This window comes from Streptomyces odontomachicola, from assembly GCF_039605595.1.
Taxonomy (GTDB): Bacteria; Actinomycetota; Actinomycetes; order Streptomycetales; family Streptomycetaceae; genus Streptomyces.
The window spans coordinates 41,566-60,267 of sequence record NZ_JBCFOK010000011.1 but is presented as its reverse complement, the minus strand read 5'-3'; the positions used below and the strand labels follow the sequence as shown (position 1 = coordinate 60,267).

Here is an 18,702-nt window from a genome sequence, read left to right as displayed (position 1 = left end):
TGGGGAATTCCTGCTTTCTCACGGGGTGCTGACCAGGCGTCATGCCATCGGAGGCCACGCGTCCGCACCTTCAATGCCCGCTGTACGGAGCCTAGTTCGGCGATGTTCCGGGTGTTGACACTGCTCGTTGCCGCCGCATTACATGTTTTGGGCAGCGAGACGGCCGCGCCAGTGGTGACGGGTCGTCACAAGCGAAGGAGCGGCATGTCTGCCAGGTCAGCTACGCCCAACACGCCTGCTACGGAAGCCCCGTCCTGCGACCTGCTCGTCACCGGGGGAGCGGTCGTCACCGTCGACGGCCGGCACACCCTCCACCGCCCCGGCGCCGTGGCCGTCACCGGCAACCGGATCGTCGCGGTCGGCCCGGCGCACGAGCTCGCGCACTGGCGCGCCCGCGAAGTCGTCGACTGTACGGGGTGTGCCGTGCTCCCCGGCTTCGTGGACGGCCACACCCACCTCTACCAGGCGCTGGCGCGCGGGCTCGGCGAAGGCATGTCCATCGTGCCGTGGCTGTGCGAGTTCATGTGGCCCTACTCCATCGCCATGACCGGCCGGGACGCGGTGGCCGGTGCGCGGCTCGCGGCCGCCGAGGCGCTGCGCGCGGGCATCACCACGGTGATCGACAACCACTACGCGCCCTCCGACCTGGACACCACCCTCGCCGTGGCCGGGGTGATCGAGGAAGCAGGGCTGCGCGGGGCCGTGGCGCGCGGCATCGTGGGGCAGCCCACCGAGCTGGCGGCCCGGCGCGGCCAGCCCAAGGAGCTCTTCCGGTACTCAGCCGCCGAGGAGCTGGAGATCACCCGGGAGGCCGTGCGCGCCCGGCCGCCGGGTTCGACGGTGGAGGTCTGGCCCGCGCCGCTCAACCTCACTTACGTGGAACAGGATCTGGTGCGCGCGAGCGTCGAGCTGGCCGCCGAGCTCGGCACCCGCTGGCACACCCACTGCTGCGAGAGCAGCGAGGACCCGCGCGGCTACACCGAGACCTACGGCGTACGGCCCGTCCAATGGCTCGCGCAGCAGGGCCTGTTGGACGCGCGAGCCACCCTGGCCCACGGCGTATGGCTGTCCGACGAGGAGATCGACCAGGTGGCGGAGTCCCACGCGGGCATCGCGCACAACCCGTCCTCGAACGCGTACCTCGCCTCCGGCACGATCCGCCTGCGCGAACTCCGCGACCGCGGCGTGCCCTTGGCGCTCGGCACCGACGGTCCCGGCTGCGGGCACCGGCAGGACATGTTCGAGTGCATGAAGCAGGCCGTGTACGCGCAGCGCCTGCGCACCCTAGACCCGACCGTCGTACGGGCACGCGAGGCACTCGAACTCGCCACCCGCGAGGGCGCGCGGCACGCCGGGATCGACGCGGGGGTCCTGGAGCCCGGACGCCTCGCCGACGTGATCGTCGTGGACCTCCAGAAGCCCCATCTGCGGCCGCTGCACGACCTGGAGAGCACCCTCGTGTACGCGGCCAGGCCCTCCGACGTCCTGACAACGATCGTCGACGGACGGGTGGTGCAACGAGGCGGCCGCTGCCTGTACGTGGACGAGGGGGCCGCCGCTGAGGAGGCCCAGCACCGGTCGGAGGAGCTGCTCGCGCGTGCCGGGATCGCGCGGCCCCTCGACGGGGAGAGGGCGGCCGATGAGCCCCGGATGCCGCGTACGACCCGGACACCGCGTACGCCGGACAGCACCACCGCACCCACCGCCACGCCCCGTTCCCCCGCAGGAGGACACCGATGAACAGCAGCGAGCAGACCGCGGCGAGCGACCGGGCCTCCGTGGGTGAGAAGACGCCGGTGACCGTGCTGACCGGTTTCCTCGGAGCCGGCAAGACCACGCTGGTCAACCACATCCTCACCGCCGAGCACGGCCGGCGGATCGCGGTGATCGAGAACGAGTTCGGCGACGTGCCCATCGACGACGCGCTGGTCGTCAGCAGCGACGAGGAGATCTTCGAGATGTCCAACGGCTGCTGCCTGTGCTGCACGGCCCGTACGGATCTGATCGACATCCTCCGCAGGCTGCGCGAACGCGACCGCGTGGACCGTGTGCTGATCGAGACCAGCGGCATGGCCGACCCCAATCCCGTCGCCCAGACCTTCTTCGTGGACGAGGAGATCGCCGCGCACTACACGCTCGACGCGATCGTCACGCTCGTCGACGCGCAGAACATCGGCCGCCACCTCGGCGCGTACCCGGGGACCGGTCAGGACGCGGCCCCGGGCGACGGCGTCGGCCATCACGTGATCGACCAGATCGCCGCGGCCGACCGCATCGTGCTGAACAAGACCGACCTCGTGGACGCGGCCCGGGTACGCGAGACCGAGGCCAGGCTGCGGCGCATCAACGCCACGGCGGGCCTGGTCACCTCCAGCTACGCCGAGCTGGACCTGACCTCCGTGCTCGGCATCGGCGCCTTCGACCTCTCGCACACGATGGCCGTCGACCCCGGCTGGCTGGAGGACCGTGAGCACCGGCACGACCCCGGCGTCACCGCGATCAGCATCGCGCTCGAAGAGCCCTTGGAGCGCGCCGCTTTGGAGGGCTGGCTCGCGCGGCTGACCGAGCGCAGGGGCGATGACCTGTACCGGATCAAGGGCATCCTCGCGCTCGACGACCACCCCCGCCGCTTCGTCCTCCAGGGAGTGCACCGCCTGTACGAGCTGCGGCCCGCCTCCTCCTGGGGCCGCGAGCCGCGCCACGGCAAGCTCGTGCTCATCGGCCGCGACCTGGACGAGGAGGAGCTGAGGAGGGGGCTGCGCGACTGCACGGCACGGCAGCCGGTGTAGCCAAGGCCCGGGAGGCGAAGGGCAGGTCGGAATGGAAGTTCAGCTTCCGCGCGGCAAGGAACCCGTGCCCCCGCCCCCGCCGACCGGCCTGCGCAGCAGCCACTGCGCGAAGCTCCGGCGCGGCGGCCGCACCACCACGCGCCCGTACTCCTTCGTCCCCGCGAGCTCCACCCGCAGCGTGACCGGGGTGCCGGGAGCGGCCGGCACCCTGCGGTGCTTGACCTTGCTGTACTGCAGCCGCAGCTCGTCCACGTCCACCACGATGTCGGGCCGCGTGATCAGCGTGAGGGTCTTGCCCTCCATCTCCATGTCGATGCGGAGGGTGTCCTGTGTGATCACGGCCTCGGTGAAGTCGAGCGTCACGTCGCAGTACTCCAGCGTGAGTTCCATGCGCCGCGGCACCACCCACCGGCCCACCCGCTCGACCGCGCTGTACTGCTGGTCGATGCGCACGACCTCCTTCGCCGCCGCGCCGCCGGCCTCGTACGCGAGGGCCGTCCCGGCGGCAGGGGGCAGGTCGGCGGTGAGCGCCGCGAGTTCGCCGAGGGTACGGGCCGAGAGCGCGGTCTCCAGGCGTTCCTCCAGCTCGGCGGCCGTCAGCCGGCCGTCGCCCGCGGCGACCCGCAGCACGTCCACCACCCGGTCCCGGTCCGCGTGGGAGGCACGCAACGGGGGCGGGGAGCCGTCGCCGGCGGGAGCGTCGGAGGGCTGCCCGGAGAGCTGTCCTGCGGGCTCTCCTGCGGGCTCCCCGGAGGAGTTCCCGGTGGACTTTCCCGTGGGCGGTATCTCTCCCGGCATGCTTCCGTCCCTGGTCCTGTCGAAGGTCTGCGCGCGCCGCCACCGGGCGGCACGACGAGAAGTCCCACGCTATAGCGCGACAGGCCAACTCGGGGCGGATGGGCTCAGAGCCCGCGGCCCCCGCCGAGCATGAGCCCCGGCGGCCCCGGCCGGGGGTGACGGGGGAGCGGCTGGGGACGGGAGAGGGGCAGCACGTGGGGGAGTTCGGGCGCGGGCAGCGGGCCCGAGCCCATTCCCGTACCCGCGCGGTCCGGGCCCCTCCCACGCGCGACCGCGACCGTACGAGGCGTAGCCCCGCCCCCACCCGCAGCGTCCGCGGCGGACGCCCGCGCCACCGGCAGGCACGCGCCGGAGAGGAGCACCGCGTTGAGCCCGTCGGTGCGGGAGTCGGGGGAGAAGACCGGCGTGCTGCCCCCGGCGCGGTCGGCGGCGCCTTCCCGCATCAGCGCCCGCGCCGTATCCGCGGCGCTCGTGCGCAGCGCGCCGTGGCTGAGGGTGACGCCGCTGGGCCCGCTCCTCCCCGTACCCGGGCCGGAGCCCGCGTCGTCCCGCTCGACGGGGCAGATCAGCACCGCCGGATCGTCGTCGGCGCGCCGCACCACGGCGGACTGCTGGGGCCAGAAGGCCAGTTGGGCGAGGAAGTCGGGGCCGACGGGCAGGAACGCGGCGGCGCCGCGCCGCTCCGCCTCCCCGTCGGCCGCGCGCCGCGCACCGGGGGCGGTGAGGATGAGCCGGGCGCCGTGGGTGATGCTGCGCGGCCGGGAGTACGCCTGCACCACGACGGCGCCGGCGCGCAGCACCCCGAAGTAGAGGACGGGGAAGGCGGGGACGCGGGGCAGCCGCAAGCCCACCCTGTCGCCGGGGCGCACGCCGTGCGCGAGCAGCCCGCCGGCCACCCGGGCGCTGAGCTCGTCCAGTTCGGCGTAGGTCAGCACGGTGCCGTGCACCCGTACCGCCGGTCGCTGCGGGGCGCGCCTGGCGGCTTCCACCAGGGCAGTGGCGAGGTTGCTCACGTCGAATTCGCTTTCCTGCGCGCTGTCTTGACTCACGGGCCGGCCCGGGCCCGGCGCCGGCTCGCGGTTCGGTCCTGAGCCGGCCTGACGCGCGGTCCGGTCCGGGCCTGCCTGACTCGTGGTTCAGTCCGGTCCAGCTCGGTCCCGTCCGCTGCGGCCCGGTCCTGTCCCACCGTGGCGATCCTGACGGCAGGGAGCGGCCGCGCACCATGTGTGCACCGACAGGGACTTCTGTAGCGGCCGACAACATCCCGTACGGCTCGGCGAATTCGGGCATTGAGCGAATTCGGGGAGGGGCGCTGGCTTATGGTCGGCCCGTGCACGCCTCAGCTCCCCGCCCAGACGCCCAGGTGTCAGCCCTGGCCGTGACGCTGCTCGGCCGGATCGACTCCATAGCCGCGGCGATGGCCCAGCAGACGTACGAAAACATCGAGTTCTACCGGACCATGGTCGTCGGCCCGGAGGATCTCCAGGCCTCCATGCGCCACAACGTCGGCTACATATTGGAGTATCTGGCCGATCCGGCCTCCTCCTCGCTCGACCTGTCGGGCCCCACCACGACCGGCCGGAAGCGCGCGCTGCAGAACGCACCGCTGCCGGAGATCCTGCGCGCGTACCGGGTGAACTTCCGCTACCTCTGGGACCACCTCCTCGCCGAGGCCAGGAAGGCGGGCGGCGGCGCCCCCACCGCCCTGCTGGAGGCCGCGACCCATATCTGGGAGCTCTCGGACGCGTACTCCTCGGCCCTCACCGACGCCTATCGCGAGACCCTCGCCGAGCGGATGGTGGAGACCGACCGGCGCCGATCGGCCCTGGTCGCCGAGCTGATCGACGGCCCCTCGGCGAACAGCGAGACCGTGTGGGAGGTCGCGCGGATGCTCGACTTCCCCTTCCAGGGCACGTTCCTGGTCGTCACCGCCGAGAGCGTCAGCGCGGGCGATCCGCCGCTGCCGGGACTCGACGGGCGGCTGCGCGCGCTGGACGTCGGCTCCGCCTGGCGGGCCCAGCCGGGGTCCGAGACGGGCGTGCTGGCCTGCCCGCGCCGGCGCCCCGTGGAGCGGATCGTCGACGCCGTACGGGAGGTGGCGACGGGCCGCGTGGGCGTGAGCCCGGTGTACGAGCGTCTTGACCAGACCGTACGCGCGCTGCGGTACGCACACGTCGCGCTGGAGTCGCTGAGCCCCGGCAGCAAGGAGGTGCGCCAGCTCGACGACACCCCGCTGACAGAGCTGGTGATGAACAACCTGGAGACCACGCAGCGCGCCGTGCACCGCATCCTCGGCGGCGTACTCTCGCTGCCCGAGGACGACCGCACCACGCTGCTGGCCACCGCGCGCGCGTGGCTGGAGGCGCACGGTTCGGCGACCGAGGCGGGGCGCGCGCTCTACTGCCACCAGAACACCGTGCGCTACCGCATGCACCGCCTGGAGAAGTTCCTGCGCGGGCCGCTGGACGATCCGAAGATCGTCGCCGAGCTCTCCACCGCGCTCGACGCGGTGGGCACCTTCCCCACCCTGCTGGAGCACGGCCCCCTCGCGCCGCACACGCCCTGACCGGGCCCCCTGACCGAGACCTTCGTCTCGCGTCGGCGAAGGGGAGTGGACCGGCCGCGGCACCGGGTACGAGGGTGGGCGCCATGGACGATCACCGCAGGGCACCCGCAGGGTCCGCCGAATCCGCCGTTCCGTCGACCACGTCTTCCGAAGCGGAGGAGGTACGCCGCTTCTGGGGCCGCCTCGGGCTGCCCGGGCTGGTGGACGTCCATACGCACTTCATGCCCGAGCGCGTCCTGCACAAGGTCTGGGAATATTTCGACGCGAACGGCCCGCTGATCGGCGGCCTGGAGTGGCCGATCACCTACCGCGCCGGCGAGGCCGAACGCACCGCGCTGCTCCGCGACTTCGGCGTGCTCGCCTTCACCTCGATGCTCTATCCGCACAAGCCGGGCATGGCGCGCTGGCTGAACGGCTGGTCGGCCGAGTTCGCCGCCCGCACCCCCGACTGCCTGCACACCGCCACCCTCTACCCCGAGCCCGACACCGAGGCGTACGTCCGCGAGGCCGTCGAGGCGGGCGCGCGGGTCTTCAAGTCCCATGTGCAGGTGGGCGATTACGACCCGGCCGACCCGCTCCTCGACCCCGCGTGGGGCCTGCTCGCCGAGGCCGGGGTCCCCGTGGTGATCCACTGCGGCTCGGGCCCGGCACCCGGGAAGCACACGGGCCCAGGACCGATCGCGTGCGTGCTGGCGCGCCATCCCCGGCTGCGGCTGGTCGTCGCGCATGTGGGGATGCCCGAGTACGCGGACTTCCTGGGCCTCGCCGAGCGGTACGGGGAGGTGCGGCTGGACACGACGATGGCGTTCACGGACTTCACCGAGGAGTTCATGCCCTTCCCCCGCGAGGAGCTGCCCCGGCTCGCCGGCCTGGGCGACCGCGTCCTGCTCGGCACCGACTACCCCAACATCCCCTATCCGTACGTGCATCAGCTCCACGCGCTGGAGCGGCTGGACCTCGGCGAGGACTGGCTGCGCGCGGTGTGCCACGACAACGGGGCGAAGCTGTTCGGACTCTGAGGGGGCGGGGCGGGGGTCCGGCGGCGTGGCGGTCACCTCGGCGGTCCGGCGGTCACCTCTTTCGGGGTAGGTTAGCCTTACCTAAGTTGACCTGCCGTGGAAGCTGCCGTGAAAAGAGGTACGCCGTGACATCGCCGACCCCTGCTCCCTCCCGGCGCCGGCTGCTGAGCGCGGGCGGCGCGCTCGGGTTCGGCGCGCTGCTCACCGCATGCGGGGGCTCGGGTTCCGCCCAGTCCTCCGGCGGGAGCTGGGAGTTCACCGACGACCGGGGGCGCACCGCGCGCAGCGAGGGCCGCCCCGAGCGCATCGTCGCGTACATCAGCTCGGCCGCCGCGCTGTACGACTACGGCATCACCTGCGACGGGATCTTCGGCCCGAGCAAGCAGGTCAAGGGCAGACCCGGCGCCCAGTCCGGCGACCTGGACACCTCAGGGATCACCAGCCTGGGCACCGCGTTCGGCGAGTTCGACATCGAGCGCTATGCGAAACTCCGGCCGCAGCTCCTGGTCAGCAACATGATCCCGCCGCCCAAGCTCTGGTATGTGCCGGACGGCGGCGCCAAGCGGATCTCCGCGCTCGCGCCCAGCGTCGGCATCAAGGCCGCGTACACCTCCCTCCGCACTCCGCTGCGGAGGTACGACGAACTCGCCCGCGCCCTCGGCGCCGACATGCGCGCGAAGAAGGTCACCGAGGCCAAGGAGCGCTTCGCGAAGGCAGAACGCACGCTGCGCGAGGCCGCGCGCAAGGCGGGCGGGCTGCGCGTGATGGCGATGTCCGGCGATTTCGACAACATGTACGTCGCCAACCCCGGCCCCTCCGCCGATCTGAGTTACTTCAAGAGCCTCGGCGTGCATTTCATCGAGGGGAAGACGGGCAAGGAGGGCCCCTTCTGGGAGTACGTGAGCTGGGAGAACGCGGACAAGTACGAGGCCGACCTGCTGATGCTCGACAATCGCGAGGGTGCCTTCACGCGCGAGCAGTTCGCCGAGAAGCCGGTGTGGAAGAACCTGCGCGCGGTACAGGAAGACCAGGTCATACCGTGGGCCACGGAGGAGCGCTACAGCTATCGCGGGTATGCGCCGGTGGTGGAACGGCTCGCCGCGGCGCTCACGAAATCACGCAAGCTGCACCGGGGTTGATCCGGATCCGGCGCCGGAACTGGACTCGGGACGCGCCTCGGAATTCCTTCATGCTCTTTTCGTACAGAGGGAGCGCCTGGAGTTTTCCGCGTGCCTCTTACGGGTGAGAACGCGCGCCGACTTGTGGCGGACACTTGTTTCCCTTTTCTCATTCTGAGCCTATGCAGGGTATTCCACCTGCTTGAAGGCTCGGAGGGACTGTGCGGCGGGAAGTTCGGTGGCAAGCGAAGCGCGTGACGGCCCAGGTGCTGGCTCTGGTGCTCATGGTGCCCGCCCTGGTGGTGGCCGGATCGGGGCAGGCGGCCGCCGAGTCCTGGCCGGTGGAGGGCGAGCGGACGCCGTCGTCCTTCGGGTGCGACAGCCTCTACTACAGCAACTACCGCTCCGGAATGCAGTTCCAGGACGACGCTGCCGGTGACGCCTCCATCGACAACACGGTCATCACCAAGCGGAAGGGCGGCACGCCGCCGGATTACTGGTCCTCCAGCATGGCGTTGGGGAAGGACCCGGACTCCGGAAAGCCGGCTGCTTTCTACGCCGATTACAGATCCTCGAATCCCAAGCTCTACAAGCATGTGTCGGGCACCGACGAGGTGACCGACGAAATCGCCGGAGGGGAGCAGCGGAATCTCCCCGCGGGCGTCGACTGGGGCGGCCTGACGGCCGATCCGCAGCGCGGGATGCTGTACGGGGCGCAGAACGGCGGCGCGCCGAAGCTGTTCGCGATGAATCTCGCCACCGGGGAGACCACGGTGTGGTCCCGGGGCGACAACCTGAAGCCGGAACCTGCCGGTGATGCGGTGTTCGACGGGGGCACGATGGTGCCCGACATGTTCGTGGACAGCGACGGCGGTGCGTATTACGGCATCACCTCCGGCGGGGCCACGTACATCTACCGCCTCGACCCGAGCACCGGCACCACGACCCGGGTGGTGAAGGTGGAGGGCCCCGGATCCTCCAACGGCTTCAGCAATTACGGGATGGCGTACCACAACGGGTCGATTTACCTCGGCGCCTATTGGGGCGCGCTGTACAAGGTGGATCCGCGCACCGGCCAGTCCGTCCAGGTGGCCGGCGGCAACGCACAGGACAACCAGAAGGGCCGCATTCAGTCGGAGTACGGCGGCGGTTGGCCGATCACCGACCTGGCGAGCTGCGACATCGCGGAGAACCTGACCGAGAACATCAAGGTCCGGAAGTCCGCCACCCCCGCGAACGCCAAGCCGGGCGACACGGTGCGCTACACGGTGAACGTGACCAACGAGGGCACGGGTCCCGCCACGGGTGTGGCGGTCGAGGACGACCTCTCCGGCGTCCTGGACGACGCCACGTACAACAACGACGCGACAGCGAAGACTGCCGGGAGTGACGCCCCGACTCAGCCGAGCTATGACGCGGCCGCGAAGAAGCTGACCTGGAACGGCGATATCGCCGCCGGCGAGAAGGTGACCCTGACCTACTCGGTAAAGGTCGGCGAACCCCCGGGCGGCGACAAGAAGTTGCGCAACACCGTGACGTCGGAGGGCAGCAATTGCTCCGCGGGCTCGCAGGACCCGGTCTGCTCGGACGAGGTGCCGCTCGCCCTGCTCCAGGTGAAGAAGTCGGCGTCCCCGAGCGACCCGAAGCCGGGCGACAAGGTCACTTACACGGTCACGGCGCGCAATGAGGGCTCGGCGACGTGGAAGGGCGCGCGGCTCACTGACGACCTGTCGGGGACCCTGGACGATGCCACGTACAACAACGATGCGGCGGCGAAGAGCGGCGGGAGTGATACCCCGACGCAGCCGAGTTATGACGCCAGCGCGAAGAAGCTGAGCTGGAGCGGCGATATCAGGGCCGGTGAGACGGTGACGCTCACCTATTCCGTGAAGGTGGGTGAACCTCCGGGTGGGGACAAGAGGTTGCGGAATTCGGTCGTCGCAGAGGGCAGCAATTGCGCTGCGGGCTCCCGCGATCCTGACCCGGACTGTTCCACGGACGAGAAGCTCGGTGCGCTGAGCATCAAGAAGAGCGCCACCCCGGCGGAGGCCAAGCCCGGTGACACGGTCGCCTACCGCATCACCGCCGAGAACACCGGCACCGGCGACCTGCGGGGCGTCACGCTCAGCGACGATCTGCGGCAGGTGCTGGACGACGCCGACTACCAGGGCGACGCCAGGGCCGAGTTCGGCGGCAGTGAAGCGGCGACGCGGCCCGCGTACGACGCCGACGGGCAGAAGCTCACGTGGACCGGGGACATCGCCGCGGGCCAGACCCTCACCCTGACCTACACGGTGCGCGTGAAGAACCCGCCCACCGGCGACAACGCGATGCGCAACACCGTGACCGGGCCCGGGAGCTCCAACTGCGCCGCCGGTTCCACGGATGCGGACTGCTCCAGCGAGACGCACATCAGCGCGCTGGACATCAAGAAGACCTCCTCGCCGGGCAAGGCCAAGCCGGGGGACAAGGTCACGTACACGGTGACCGTGCGCAACAAGGGCAAGGCCGCATACAGCGGCGCCTCCTTCACCGACGACCTCGGCGGCACGTTGGACGACGCGCGCTTCAACGACGACGCGCGGGCCAGTTCCGGCAGCGCCGCGTACGACGCCGGGGCGCGGCGCCTGTCGTGGCGGGGCGATGTGCCCGCGGGGGAGACGGTCACGGTCACGTATTCCGTCACCGTCGGCAAGCCGCCCCAGGGCGACGGCCGCCTCAAGAACGGCGTGACCGGCACCGAGGACACCGACTGCCCCGCCGGCGACACCGGGCGCGACCCCGACTGCAGTACCGAAACCCCCATTGCGCGGCTGGAGTTGAAGAAGACCGCCAGCCCGCACAGCGCGAAGCCGGGGCAGAAGGTCACCTACACGGTGACCGCCACGAATCCCGGGACGGCGACGTACGAGGGTGCCGCGTTCAGCGACGACCTGTCGGAGGTGCTGGACGACGCCGAGTACAACGGGGACGTCGGAGCCTCGGCCGGTACGGCCGACTACTCGCGCCCCCGGGTGAGCTGGCGGCACGACCTGCCCGCCGGGGCCTCCGCGACGATCACGTACTCGGTCACCGTCAAGGGCGCGAGCGGTTCGGGCGACGGCCAGTTGAAGAACGCCGTGACCGGGCCGCCGGACTCCACGTGCCCGCCGGGCGGGGGCAGCGGGGAGTGCGGCGAGACCGTGCCGGTCGCCGCGATCAGCATCAAGAAGCTCTCGTCCCCGAAGCGCCCTCAGCCCGGCGACAAGGTCAACTACACCGTCCAGGTCGTGAACAACGGCAAGGCCGCCTACACCGGCGCCTCCTTCACCGACGACCTGAGCGGAGTGCTGGACGACGCGGCGTACGACGGGGACGCGAGGGCGACGGCGGGCGCGGTCGACTACCGGGCGCCGAAGCTGACGTGGCGGGGCGACGTACCGGCCGGGGAGACGGTCAACGTCACCTACTCCGTCACCGTCGACGACCCGCCGGCTGGAGACAAGCGGCTGAAGAACGCCGTGACCAGCGACGATGACGACAACTGCGGGGGCGGGAGCGGCGAGGACGGCGAGGATTCCGTCTGCTACACCGACACCCCGCTCCCCGCCCTCAAGATCACCAAGACCGGCAGCCCCCGCGAATTCCGCGCGGGCGACCGCGTGGAGTACCGCATCACCGTCGAGAACACGGGAGAGGGCGGCTACGAGAACGCGTCCTTCACCGACGACCTCAGCGGTGTGCTGGACGACGCCACGTACAACGGGGACGCCAAGGCCGACAGGGGCGAGGTGGACTACGCCGCACCCCGGCTGACCTGGCGGGGCGACCTGGACCCCGGTGAGAGGGCCACCGTCACGTACTCCGTGAAGGTCACCGACGCCGGCGACCGGCACCTGGGCAACCGGGTCACCGGCGAGGGCTCCAACTGCGCCGCGGACTCGAAGGATCCGGACTGCCGCGAGGACCTGCCCTCGCCCCATCTGGAGATCGCCAAGAGCGCGCGGCCCGAGCGGACCGAGCCGGGCGGGACCGTCCACTACACGGTGACCGTCCGCAACGCCGGGGACAGCACCTACCGGAACGCGACCTACCGCGACGACCTCAGCGGAGTGCTGGACGACGCCTCGTACAACGGCGACGCGCGCGCCGACCGCGGCACCGTCGCCTACGGCGCACCCGCGCTGACCTGGAACGGAGACCTCGGCGCTGGCGAGAAGGCGACCGTTGCCTACAGCGTCACGGTGGGCGATCCGCCGGGCGGTGACCAGGTGCTCGGCAACAGCGTGACCAGCACCTCGCGCACCAACTGCCCGCTGCCGATGGGCGGACGGGCCGCGCGCCGGGCCGACGCGGTGGACCCGCGCTGCTCGACCGAGACCCCCGTCGAGACCCAGGAGGGCACCGCCGGACAGGAGCTCACGCTCGTCAAGCGGTCGGCCCCCGGGCCCACCGTCGCGCCGGGCCAGAAGGTCACGTACACCGTCACCGCCACCAACACCGGCGAGACCGACTACGACGACGCGACCTTCACCGACGACCTCGGCTCCGTACTGCGGCACGCCGCCTACGACGGCGACGCCACCGCCGACCGCGGCACCGTCGCCCGCCGCGGCGACACCCTCGTCTGGAACGGGAGGCTGGCCGCAGGCCAGCGTGTCACCCTCACCTACTCGGTGACCGTCGACCCCGACGCGCCCTCCGGCGCCACGCTGCGCAACGCGGTGGTCTCCCGCACGCCGGGCAGCACGTGCACGGAGCCCAAGGACAACGACCGCTGCGGTACGACCACGACAGTCACCGGCACCACACCGCCCCCCACCGCACCGCCCCACCCGCACGGCCAGGACGACGGCGACAGCGGATGGCTACCCGACACCGGCCTGTCGGCCGAACTGCTGGGCGGCGCGGCCTCCGTGCTGCTGGCCCTGGGTCTCGGCCTGTACGCGGTGCGGCGGAACCGCGATGGGCAGGGGTGACGTCGTGCCAGCTCAGCCCGCCGCGCCGGTAAGGCGGACGCCGTGTCAGCTCGGGCGTCGTGCGCGTGACCTGTAGAGGAGTACGCCGCCGATGGCCACCAGCGAGGGGAATCCGCTCTTGGGCATCGCGGCGGTGCCCGCCGTGCCGATGGCGGTGAGGACGGCGCCTGCGGAGCGCTGGGCCGCGAGGTCCCCGTGCCGTTCGGCGGAGCGCAGCAGGCGGCCGCCGAGCCACAGCGCGGGCGCGGCGGCCACGAACCAGAAGGCGGCGGCCCGGTCGCCGCGCTCGGGCACCGAGTCGACCAGCCCTCCGCGCGCCATGTCGGCGAACACGTCCCGGTAGACGACGGCGCCGAGGGCCCCGTGCGCGAGCCCGACGACCTGGAGCCAGCGTCCCGCTGAGTATCGCGTCATGCGCCCGATCGTACGGAGGCGTGACGTGGGGCGGTATCGGGCCGATGCGCCCTATGCGCCGAGCGCTCCGCGGACGAACTCCCGCAGATGCGCGCGCACTTCGGCGGGCCGCTCCCGCCAGGGCTCGTGCCCCGCGCCCTCGACCCGTACGAGGGGGACGCCGAGCCTGCGGGCCAGCGAGGCGAGCGCCGAGACGGGGCGCGGATCCTCGCAGCCGGCCAGGAGTTCCGTGCGCGCGGGGCGGCGGGCGCGCAGTGCGGCGAGGTGCGCGTCGAGGGGGTCCAGGCCGGACGCCTCGCCGAGCTCGCGGTTCATGGCCCAGTTCACCGGGCGGCGACGGCGCGCGCCCCGCGCCGCCCAGCGCCGGCCCCGTACGGGCTCGGCGTGGTCGGTGAACCAGGACAGCGTGAGCAGTTCGGCCTCCGTGCGGTGCGGCAGCTCCTTCAGCGCGCCGAGCCTCGCCCGCTGCGCCCCGGACATCCGGCGGTCCCGCTCCGCCGCGTACCGGGCATGCCAGTCGCCGGTGAACGGCCCGCACATCAGCAGCATCGCGGCGACCCGCTCCGGGTGCGCGAAGCAGAAGCGGCTCGCCAGGTCGGCCCCGTAGGAGTGCCCGACCAGGACGGCCGCGGGCGCCTCCCACGCGTCGAGCAGCCGGGCGAGGTCGGCGACGTGCCGCGCGAGGGAGTGGCGGCCGTGCCAGCGCGACCGGCCCGTGCCGCGCTGGTCGTAACGGAAGACGGGTGCCAAGTCGGCGGCCATGGGCGCGAGTTCGCCCAGGTAGTCGGGCAGCCCTGGACCGCCGTGGAGCAGCACCACCGGGGGCCGGGCAGCGGTGTCGCCCAGGGCCGTCCAGTGCAGACGCGCCCCGTCGGACATCGCCGCGCGGCCCCGCGTCTCCGGCAGGGTCGCCGGGCGCGCCGTCGAGGACAGCCCGTGACCCGCCGTGATGCCCCGATCGCACACCCGCGCACCCCTCCAGCCGCTCTTCAGCACAGTGATGATGACTCGTCAACTCATGTACACAGAAGTCGATTCAGGACGCAGGATGGGTTCGTGTCCCGTGTTCCACTAGCCTGCCCTGGCGCACCGGTCACCGGTTCGGCCGTTCTCGGGCGGAAGAGCACTCCATGGGGGAGCCCGTGTGTGAAGACCTGGGGTTCGAGAAACTGCTCGGCGAGGAGGGCTTCTTCGCCTGCCTGCTGGGCCGTTCGCCCTCGGGCAGCGGACGGGACCCGCTGTACGGCCCCGACCTGCCGGTGGTCCTGCTCACCGGCGGCCCGGGAATGGGCAAGGGCCGCCTGCTCCGCTGCGTGCAGGACCGATTCGCCACCAAGGTCCCGGCGATCTACCTGGACTGCGCCTGGGAGGGGTACGCGGACCGCGCCGCACCCGAGCCCGACGCGCGCTCGGAGACCACCGAGGCGCTGGTCGAGGTGGCCAGGCGGCTGTGCACCTGGCAGGGCACGGGCGGCTCCTTCGCCTTCCCCCGCTTCTTCACCGGCCTGGCGATGGTGGCCACCGGCGTCTCCGAGGGGACCCCGGAGGCGGTCGCCACGGAGGTGGAACGGTACGAGGAACTGGCGCAGAAACAGCGCGTGCTGGGCGTCGGCTCCGGCGGCTTCTGGCAGGGCGTGCTGCGCGGCGCCACCCGCAACCTGGTGACCACGCTCTCCTCCCAGCACCTCGACCCGTACTCGGCCGCGGTGAGCAACGCGCTGCTGGAGGTGCTCTTCGAGCGCCTCGCCCCGCGCGGCCGCGCCGAACTGGAGCGGATCTACGGCGCGTACGCGGGCGCCGCCGGACAGCCGCGGCACGGGCTGCGCAACCTCGCCGCCGACTTCAAGGAGGGCGGGGCTGAACGGGAGGTGGCGGAGGGCTTCCTGTTCCGCGCGCTGCGCGAGGACCTGGAGTCCGCGTACGCCTCGGCCTCCGGCTGGCTGCGCAGGGTCGGCCGTCCCGCGCTGCTGCTGGACCACGCCGAGAAGCCGCTGGGCGAGCGGCTGCTGCGCGCCGTGCTCAGCGACCGCAGGGCCGCGCGTCAGGACCGCGTGGTGATCGTCGGCACGGCCCGCAGGGCGGACGGCGGCGCGTTCCTGCACGGCGGGCTGCCGGCGCAGGAGGTGACCGGGCCCGCGGAGTTCCGGCCAGCCGACGGGGGACCGCCCGCCTGGTCGCGGAGCGCGGGCGAGGGCTCGGACCAGGCGCCGCTGGCCGACGGCGTGCTGCTGTTGCGGATGCCCTTCCTCAACGGGGATCAGCTGCGTGCGGAGACCGAGCGCCGCCAGGCCCGCGCCGAGCCGGAGGGCGGGACCAACCGGCGCCGCATCGACGCCGCCGTGGCCCGGCTGAGCGGCGGGCGCCCGCACACGGTGCAGCGGCTGGCCGCCGCCGCTGCCGCCTTCCGCATGCCCGCCGACGCCAACGACCGCGACCTGCTGGAGGCCCCGCTGCGGCTGCCGGGTGAGGGCGTCGCCGAACAGCCCGTACTGGACACGCTGTTGCAGGAACTGGTCATGGATCAGCTCCCGGTGGACCTGCCGGGTGAGCACCGCGCGCACTGGCTCGACCTGCTCACCCACCTGTCGGTCGCGCACGACGAGGAGTGTGCCGGGGTGCTGCTGCGCCACCACCAGGAGGGCCATGTGCACAAGTTGACGGCGCATCAGGTCGCCAAGCTGCTGACCGACACCGGGTGGCCGCGCTGCGAACGGCACTTCATCGGCGACTTCGGGCTGCGCCAGATGCTGGTGCACCGGCTCTACGGACTGCGGCCCGAGGGCGCCGCCTGGTACGCCGACCACCATCTGCTGCGCGACTACTACGCGGTGCGCGCCGCGGTGGACGAGGCCGCGCCGGAGTGGGCCGAGCACGAGGCGGCCGACGTGGGCGCGGGGCGCAGGAGCGGCGCGGCCGGTGACCCAGCCGGCAGGGACGGCGGGGGCGAAGAGGCCGCCGGCGATGAGGCGTTCCGCTCGGTCGTCGCGCACCGCATGAACCACCACCTGGTCTCGGGCGGCGCCGAGGAGGTGGTCGACCACCTCGCCGAGACCCTCCCGGGGCGGCCGCGCGCGTGGTGCGCCGAGCTGCTGGAGATCGCCCAGGCCCCGTACCCCGGCGGCGCCGACGCGCGCCGCGAGCGCGCGCAGGGGCTGGTGGCGGCCGAGGGGCCCGCGCTGCGCCGCACCGTCGACCAGCTCCTGCACGCGGTGTGGCTGTGCGAGGAGCGGACCAGGCCCACGGGGAGGGAGACCGCGCGGACGCTGGCCAAGCTGCTGGACCTGCTCTCGATCATGGAGTTCGAGGGCGCGGGCCAGCTCAGCAGGACGGCCGGCGACTGGAGCGCTCTGGCGGAGAACGAGCAGCCGCTGCTGCGCTGTACCTGCACGGAACAGCTGGGGCGAAGGAGATAACGGGGATGCCCAAGTGGAAGAAGATGCTCTACGCACTGCTGAGCGCGGCCGTCGTCGCGGGCTGCGTATGGCTGCTCAGCGCCCTGCTCCAGAAGCCCGACACCTGCGCCGACGGCGTCGAGAAGCAGGACGACGGCCAGTGCGTCGGGGTCAACGGCTCCGGCTACGACTTCGGCACCCCGGAGATCAGGCCCGTCGCCGACGCGATCGCCGAGGAGAACCAGCGGATCGCCGGCCAGCCGCACGTGACCGTCGCGGTGATGATGCCGCTCCAGTCCAAGCCGGGCTCTGCCCTGAGCCGCCAGATACGCAGCGACCTCCAGGGCGCCTACCTGGGGCAGCGGCAGGCCAACGGCGGTGAGGGCGAGCCGCCCAAGATCCGGCTCGTGCTGGCCAACCCCGGCAAGGACTACGGGCGGCAGGAGCAGGTGGTGGGCACCCTGCTGAAGATGGCCGACTCCTCCGAGGACCGGCTGCGCGCGGTCACCGGCTTCAACCTGAGCCTGGACGCGACCGAGAAGGCGGTGAAGCGGCTGACCGAGAACAGGGTCGCGGTGCTCGCCTCCCGGATCAGCGGAGACCGGATCGCGAACGAGGAGAGCGCGGACGGCCAGGCGCGGCAGCGCTTCCCGGGGCTGGCCCGCATCATCCCGGCCAACCATGACGCGGCCCAGGCGCTCGCCCAGTTCAACGGCGACCAGAAGCGGCAGAACAAGCGGACCGTGCTGGTCTACGACAAGCGCGAGGACAGCTACAGCCAGTCGCTCGCGAAGGCGTTCAGCGGCATCGAGGAGACGGGGCCCGCCGGGCCCGCCGCGATGCCCTTCGAGTCGCCCGGCATCGACGACAAGGGCTCGACGGGCAATCAGTTCACCCAGATCGCCAACAACATCTGCGACTCGAAGGCCGACATCATCTACTTCGCCGGCCGTTCCCTGCACCTGCGGATCCTCGCGCTCAAGCTCGCCCAGATGAACTGCGGCAGCCGGACCTACACCCTGGTCAGCGGCTCTGACGCCGCCTCGCTCCGGCAGGACATGAGCGAGGCGAACTGGGAGCAGCTCCGCGGCCCCGACGGCAAGCCGAAGGTGACCGTGCAGTACGCGGCTCCGGCGCACCCGGACGCCTGGCGCACCGAACTGGCCAAGCACGCCCAGCGGTCCGGCGGAAAGAAGGGGGAAGAGGGGCCGCGGTATCTCACCGAGCCCAAGGCCGCCCTCGACGCCCTCCAGAAGGAGATCGACGACCTGGAGGGGAAGGGCGTGAAGCTCGGTTCGGAGCCGAACCTGGAGGACTCGCGCACGATGCTGGTCTACGACGGCATGGTCACCATCGGCCGCGCGCTGCACCAGGCGCAGAAGGGCGACGAGTCGAAAGTGCCGGACCGCAGGGACGTGGGCGGCCAGTGGAACCTGCTCCAGTCCCGCCACCGCGTCCAGGGCACCAGCGGCCTCATCTGCCTGACCAGCGGCGGCAATCCGTACGACAAACCGGTCGCCGTGGTGGAGCTGGACCCCGGGCACGGCGGCGCAGGACGGCTGAAGTTCGCCGGGCTCGGCTGGCCCACCGGGAGCCCGCAGCCCGACCACTGCGTGATCCCCAGCGGAAAGTAGCGACGGAGGAGACC

12 protein-coding genes are annotated in these 18,702 nt (G+C 72.0%); 8 read left to right on the top strand and 4 right to left on the bottom strand.

The window, feature by feature from the left end:
• The first annotated feature begins 204 nt into the window (after nt 1-204).
• Both ABEE00_RS20870 and ABEE00_RS20865 read left to right on the top strand, forming a co-directional pair.
• A complete protein-coding gene (locus ABEE00_RS20870) occupies nt 205-1,740 on the top strand; it encodes an amidohydrolase family protein (RefSeq protein ID WP_345747113.1) in 1,536 nt (511 codons plus the stop codon).
• Nucleotides 1,737-2,789 (top strand): CobW family GTP-binding protein, encoded by a 1,053-nt coding sequence (locus ABEE00_RS20865; protein WP_345747112.1) that lies wholly within the window; start codon nt 1,737-1,739, stop codon nt 2,787-2,789. Before ABEE00_RS20870 ends, ABEE00_RS20865 begins: the two co-directional genes overlap by 4 nt.
• Before the next feature lie 39 nt (nt 2,790-2,828).
• Here ABEE00_RS20865 and ABEE00_RS20860 read toward each other — a convergent pair whose 3' ends face one another.
• Together ABEE00_RS20860 and ABEE00_RS20855 are read right to left on the bottom strand one after the other, a co-directional pair.
• Nucleotides 2,829-3,587, bottom strand: coding sequence for a DUF1707 SHOCT-like domain-containing protein (locus tag ABEE00_RS20860; RefSeq protein WP_345747111.1), 759 nt, complete (start codon nt 3,585-3,587; stop codon nt 2,829-2,831).
• A 104-nt stretch (nt 3,588-3,691) separates the two neighbouring features.
• Nucleotides 3,692-4,600: an AMP-binding protein gene (locus ABEE00_RS20855; protein ID WP_345747110.1), complete on the bottom strand. Its 909-nt coding sequence runs from the start codon at nt 4,598-4,600 to the stop codon at nt 3,692-3,694.
• Between the two features lie 317 nt (nt 4,601-4,917).
• On the opposite strand from ABEE00_RS20855, the gene ABEE00_RS20850 reads away from it, so the two are divergent.
• The 4 genes from ABEE00_RS20850 to ABEE00_RS20835 all read left to right on the top strand — a co-directional run bounded on the left by ABEE00_RS20850 (nt 4,918) and on the right by ABEE00_RS20835 (nt 13,248).
• Nucleotides 4,918-6,153, top strand: a complete 1,236-nt coding sequence (locus ABEE00_RS20850) for a PucR family transcriptional regulator (protein ID WP_345747109.1) — start codon at nt 4,918-4,920, stop codon at nt 6,151-6,153.
• A gap of 83 nt (nt 6,154-6,236) precedes the next feature.
• A complete protein-coding gene (locus ABEE00_RS20845) occupies nt 6,237-7,172 on the top strand; it encodes an amidohydrolase family protein (RefSeq protein ID WP_345747108.1) in 936 nt (311 codons plus the stop codon).
• A 125-nt stretch (nt 7,173-7,297) separates the two neighbouring features.
• Nucleotides 7,298-8,311: an ABC transporter substrate-binding protein gene (locus ABEE00_RS20840; RefSeq protein WP_345747107.1), complete on the top strand. Its 1,014-nt coding sequence runs from the start codon at nt 7,298-7,300 to the stop codon at nt 8,309-8,311.
• Nucleotides 8,312-8,544: 233 nt separating this feature from the next.
• Nucleotides 8,545-13,248, top strand: a complete 4,704-nt coding sequence (locus tag ABEE00_RS20835) for a DUF7927 domain-containing protein (protein ID WP_345747106.1) — start codon at nt 8,545-8,547, stop codon at nt 13,246-13,248.
• A 45-nt stretch (nt 13,249-13,293) separates the two neighbouring features.
• Here ABEE00_RS20835 and ABEE00_RS20830 read toward each other — a convergent pair whose 3' ends face one another.
• Together ABEE00_RS20830 and ABEE00_RS20825 are read right to left on the bottom strand one after the other, a co-directional pair.
• On the bottom strand, nt 13,294-13,662 hold the full coding sequence (locus tag ABEE00_RS20830; protein WP_345747105.1) for a DUF6463 family protein: 369 nt from the start codon (nt 13,660-13,662) through the stop codon (nt 13,294-13,296).
• 51 nt (nt 13,663-13,713) lie between these two features.
• Nucleotides 13,714-14,628 carry an alpha/beta fold hydrolase gene (locus tag ABEE00_RS20825; RefSeq protein ID WP_345747104.1) on the bottom strand — a complete coding sequence of 305 codons (915 nt, stop codon included), beginning with the start codon at nt 14,626-14,628 and terminating at the stop codon, nt 13,714-13,716.
• 164 nt (nt 14,629-14,792) lie between these two features.
• Between ABEE00_RS20825 and ABEE00_RS20820 the strand changes: the two genes are divergently transcribed.
• Nucleotides 14,793-17,075 carry a hypothetical protein gene (locus ABEE00_RS20820; RefSeq protein WP_345747103.1) on the top strand — a complete coding sequence of 761 codons (2,283 nt, stop codon included), beginning with the start codon at nt 14,793-14,795 and terminating at the stop codon, nt 17,073-17,075.
• 5 nt (nt 17,076-17,080) lie between these two features.
• A complete protein-coding gene (locus ABEE00_RS20815) occupies nt 17,081-18,688 on the top strand; it encodes an ABC transporter substrate-binding protein (protein WP_345747102.1) in 1,608 nt (535 codons plus the stop codon).
• The last annotated feature ends 14 nt before the right edge of the window (nt 18,689-18,702 follow it).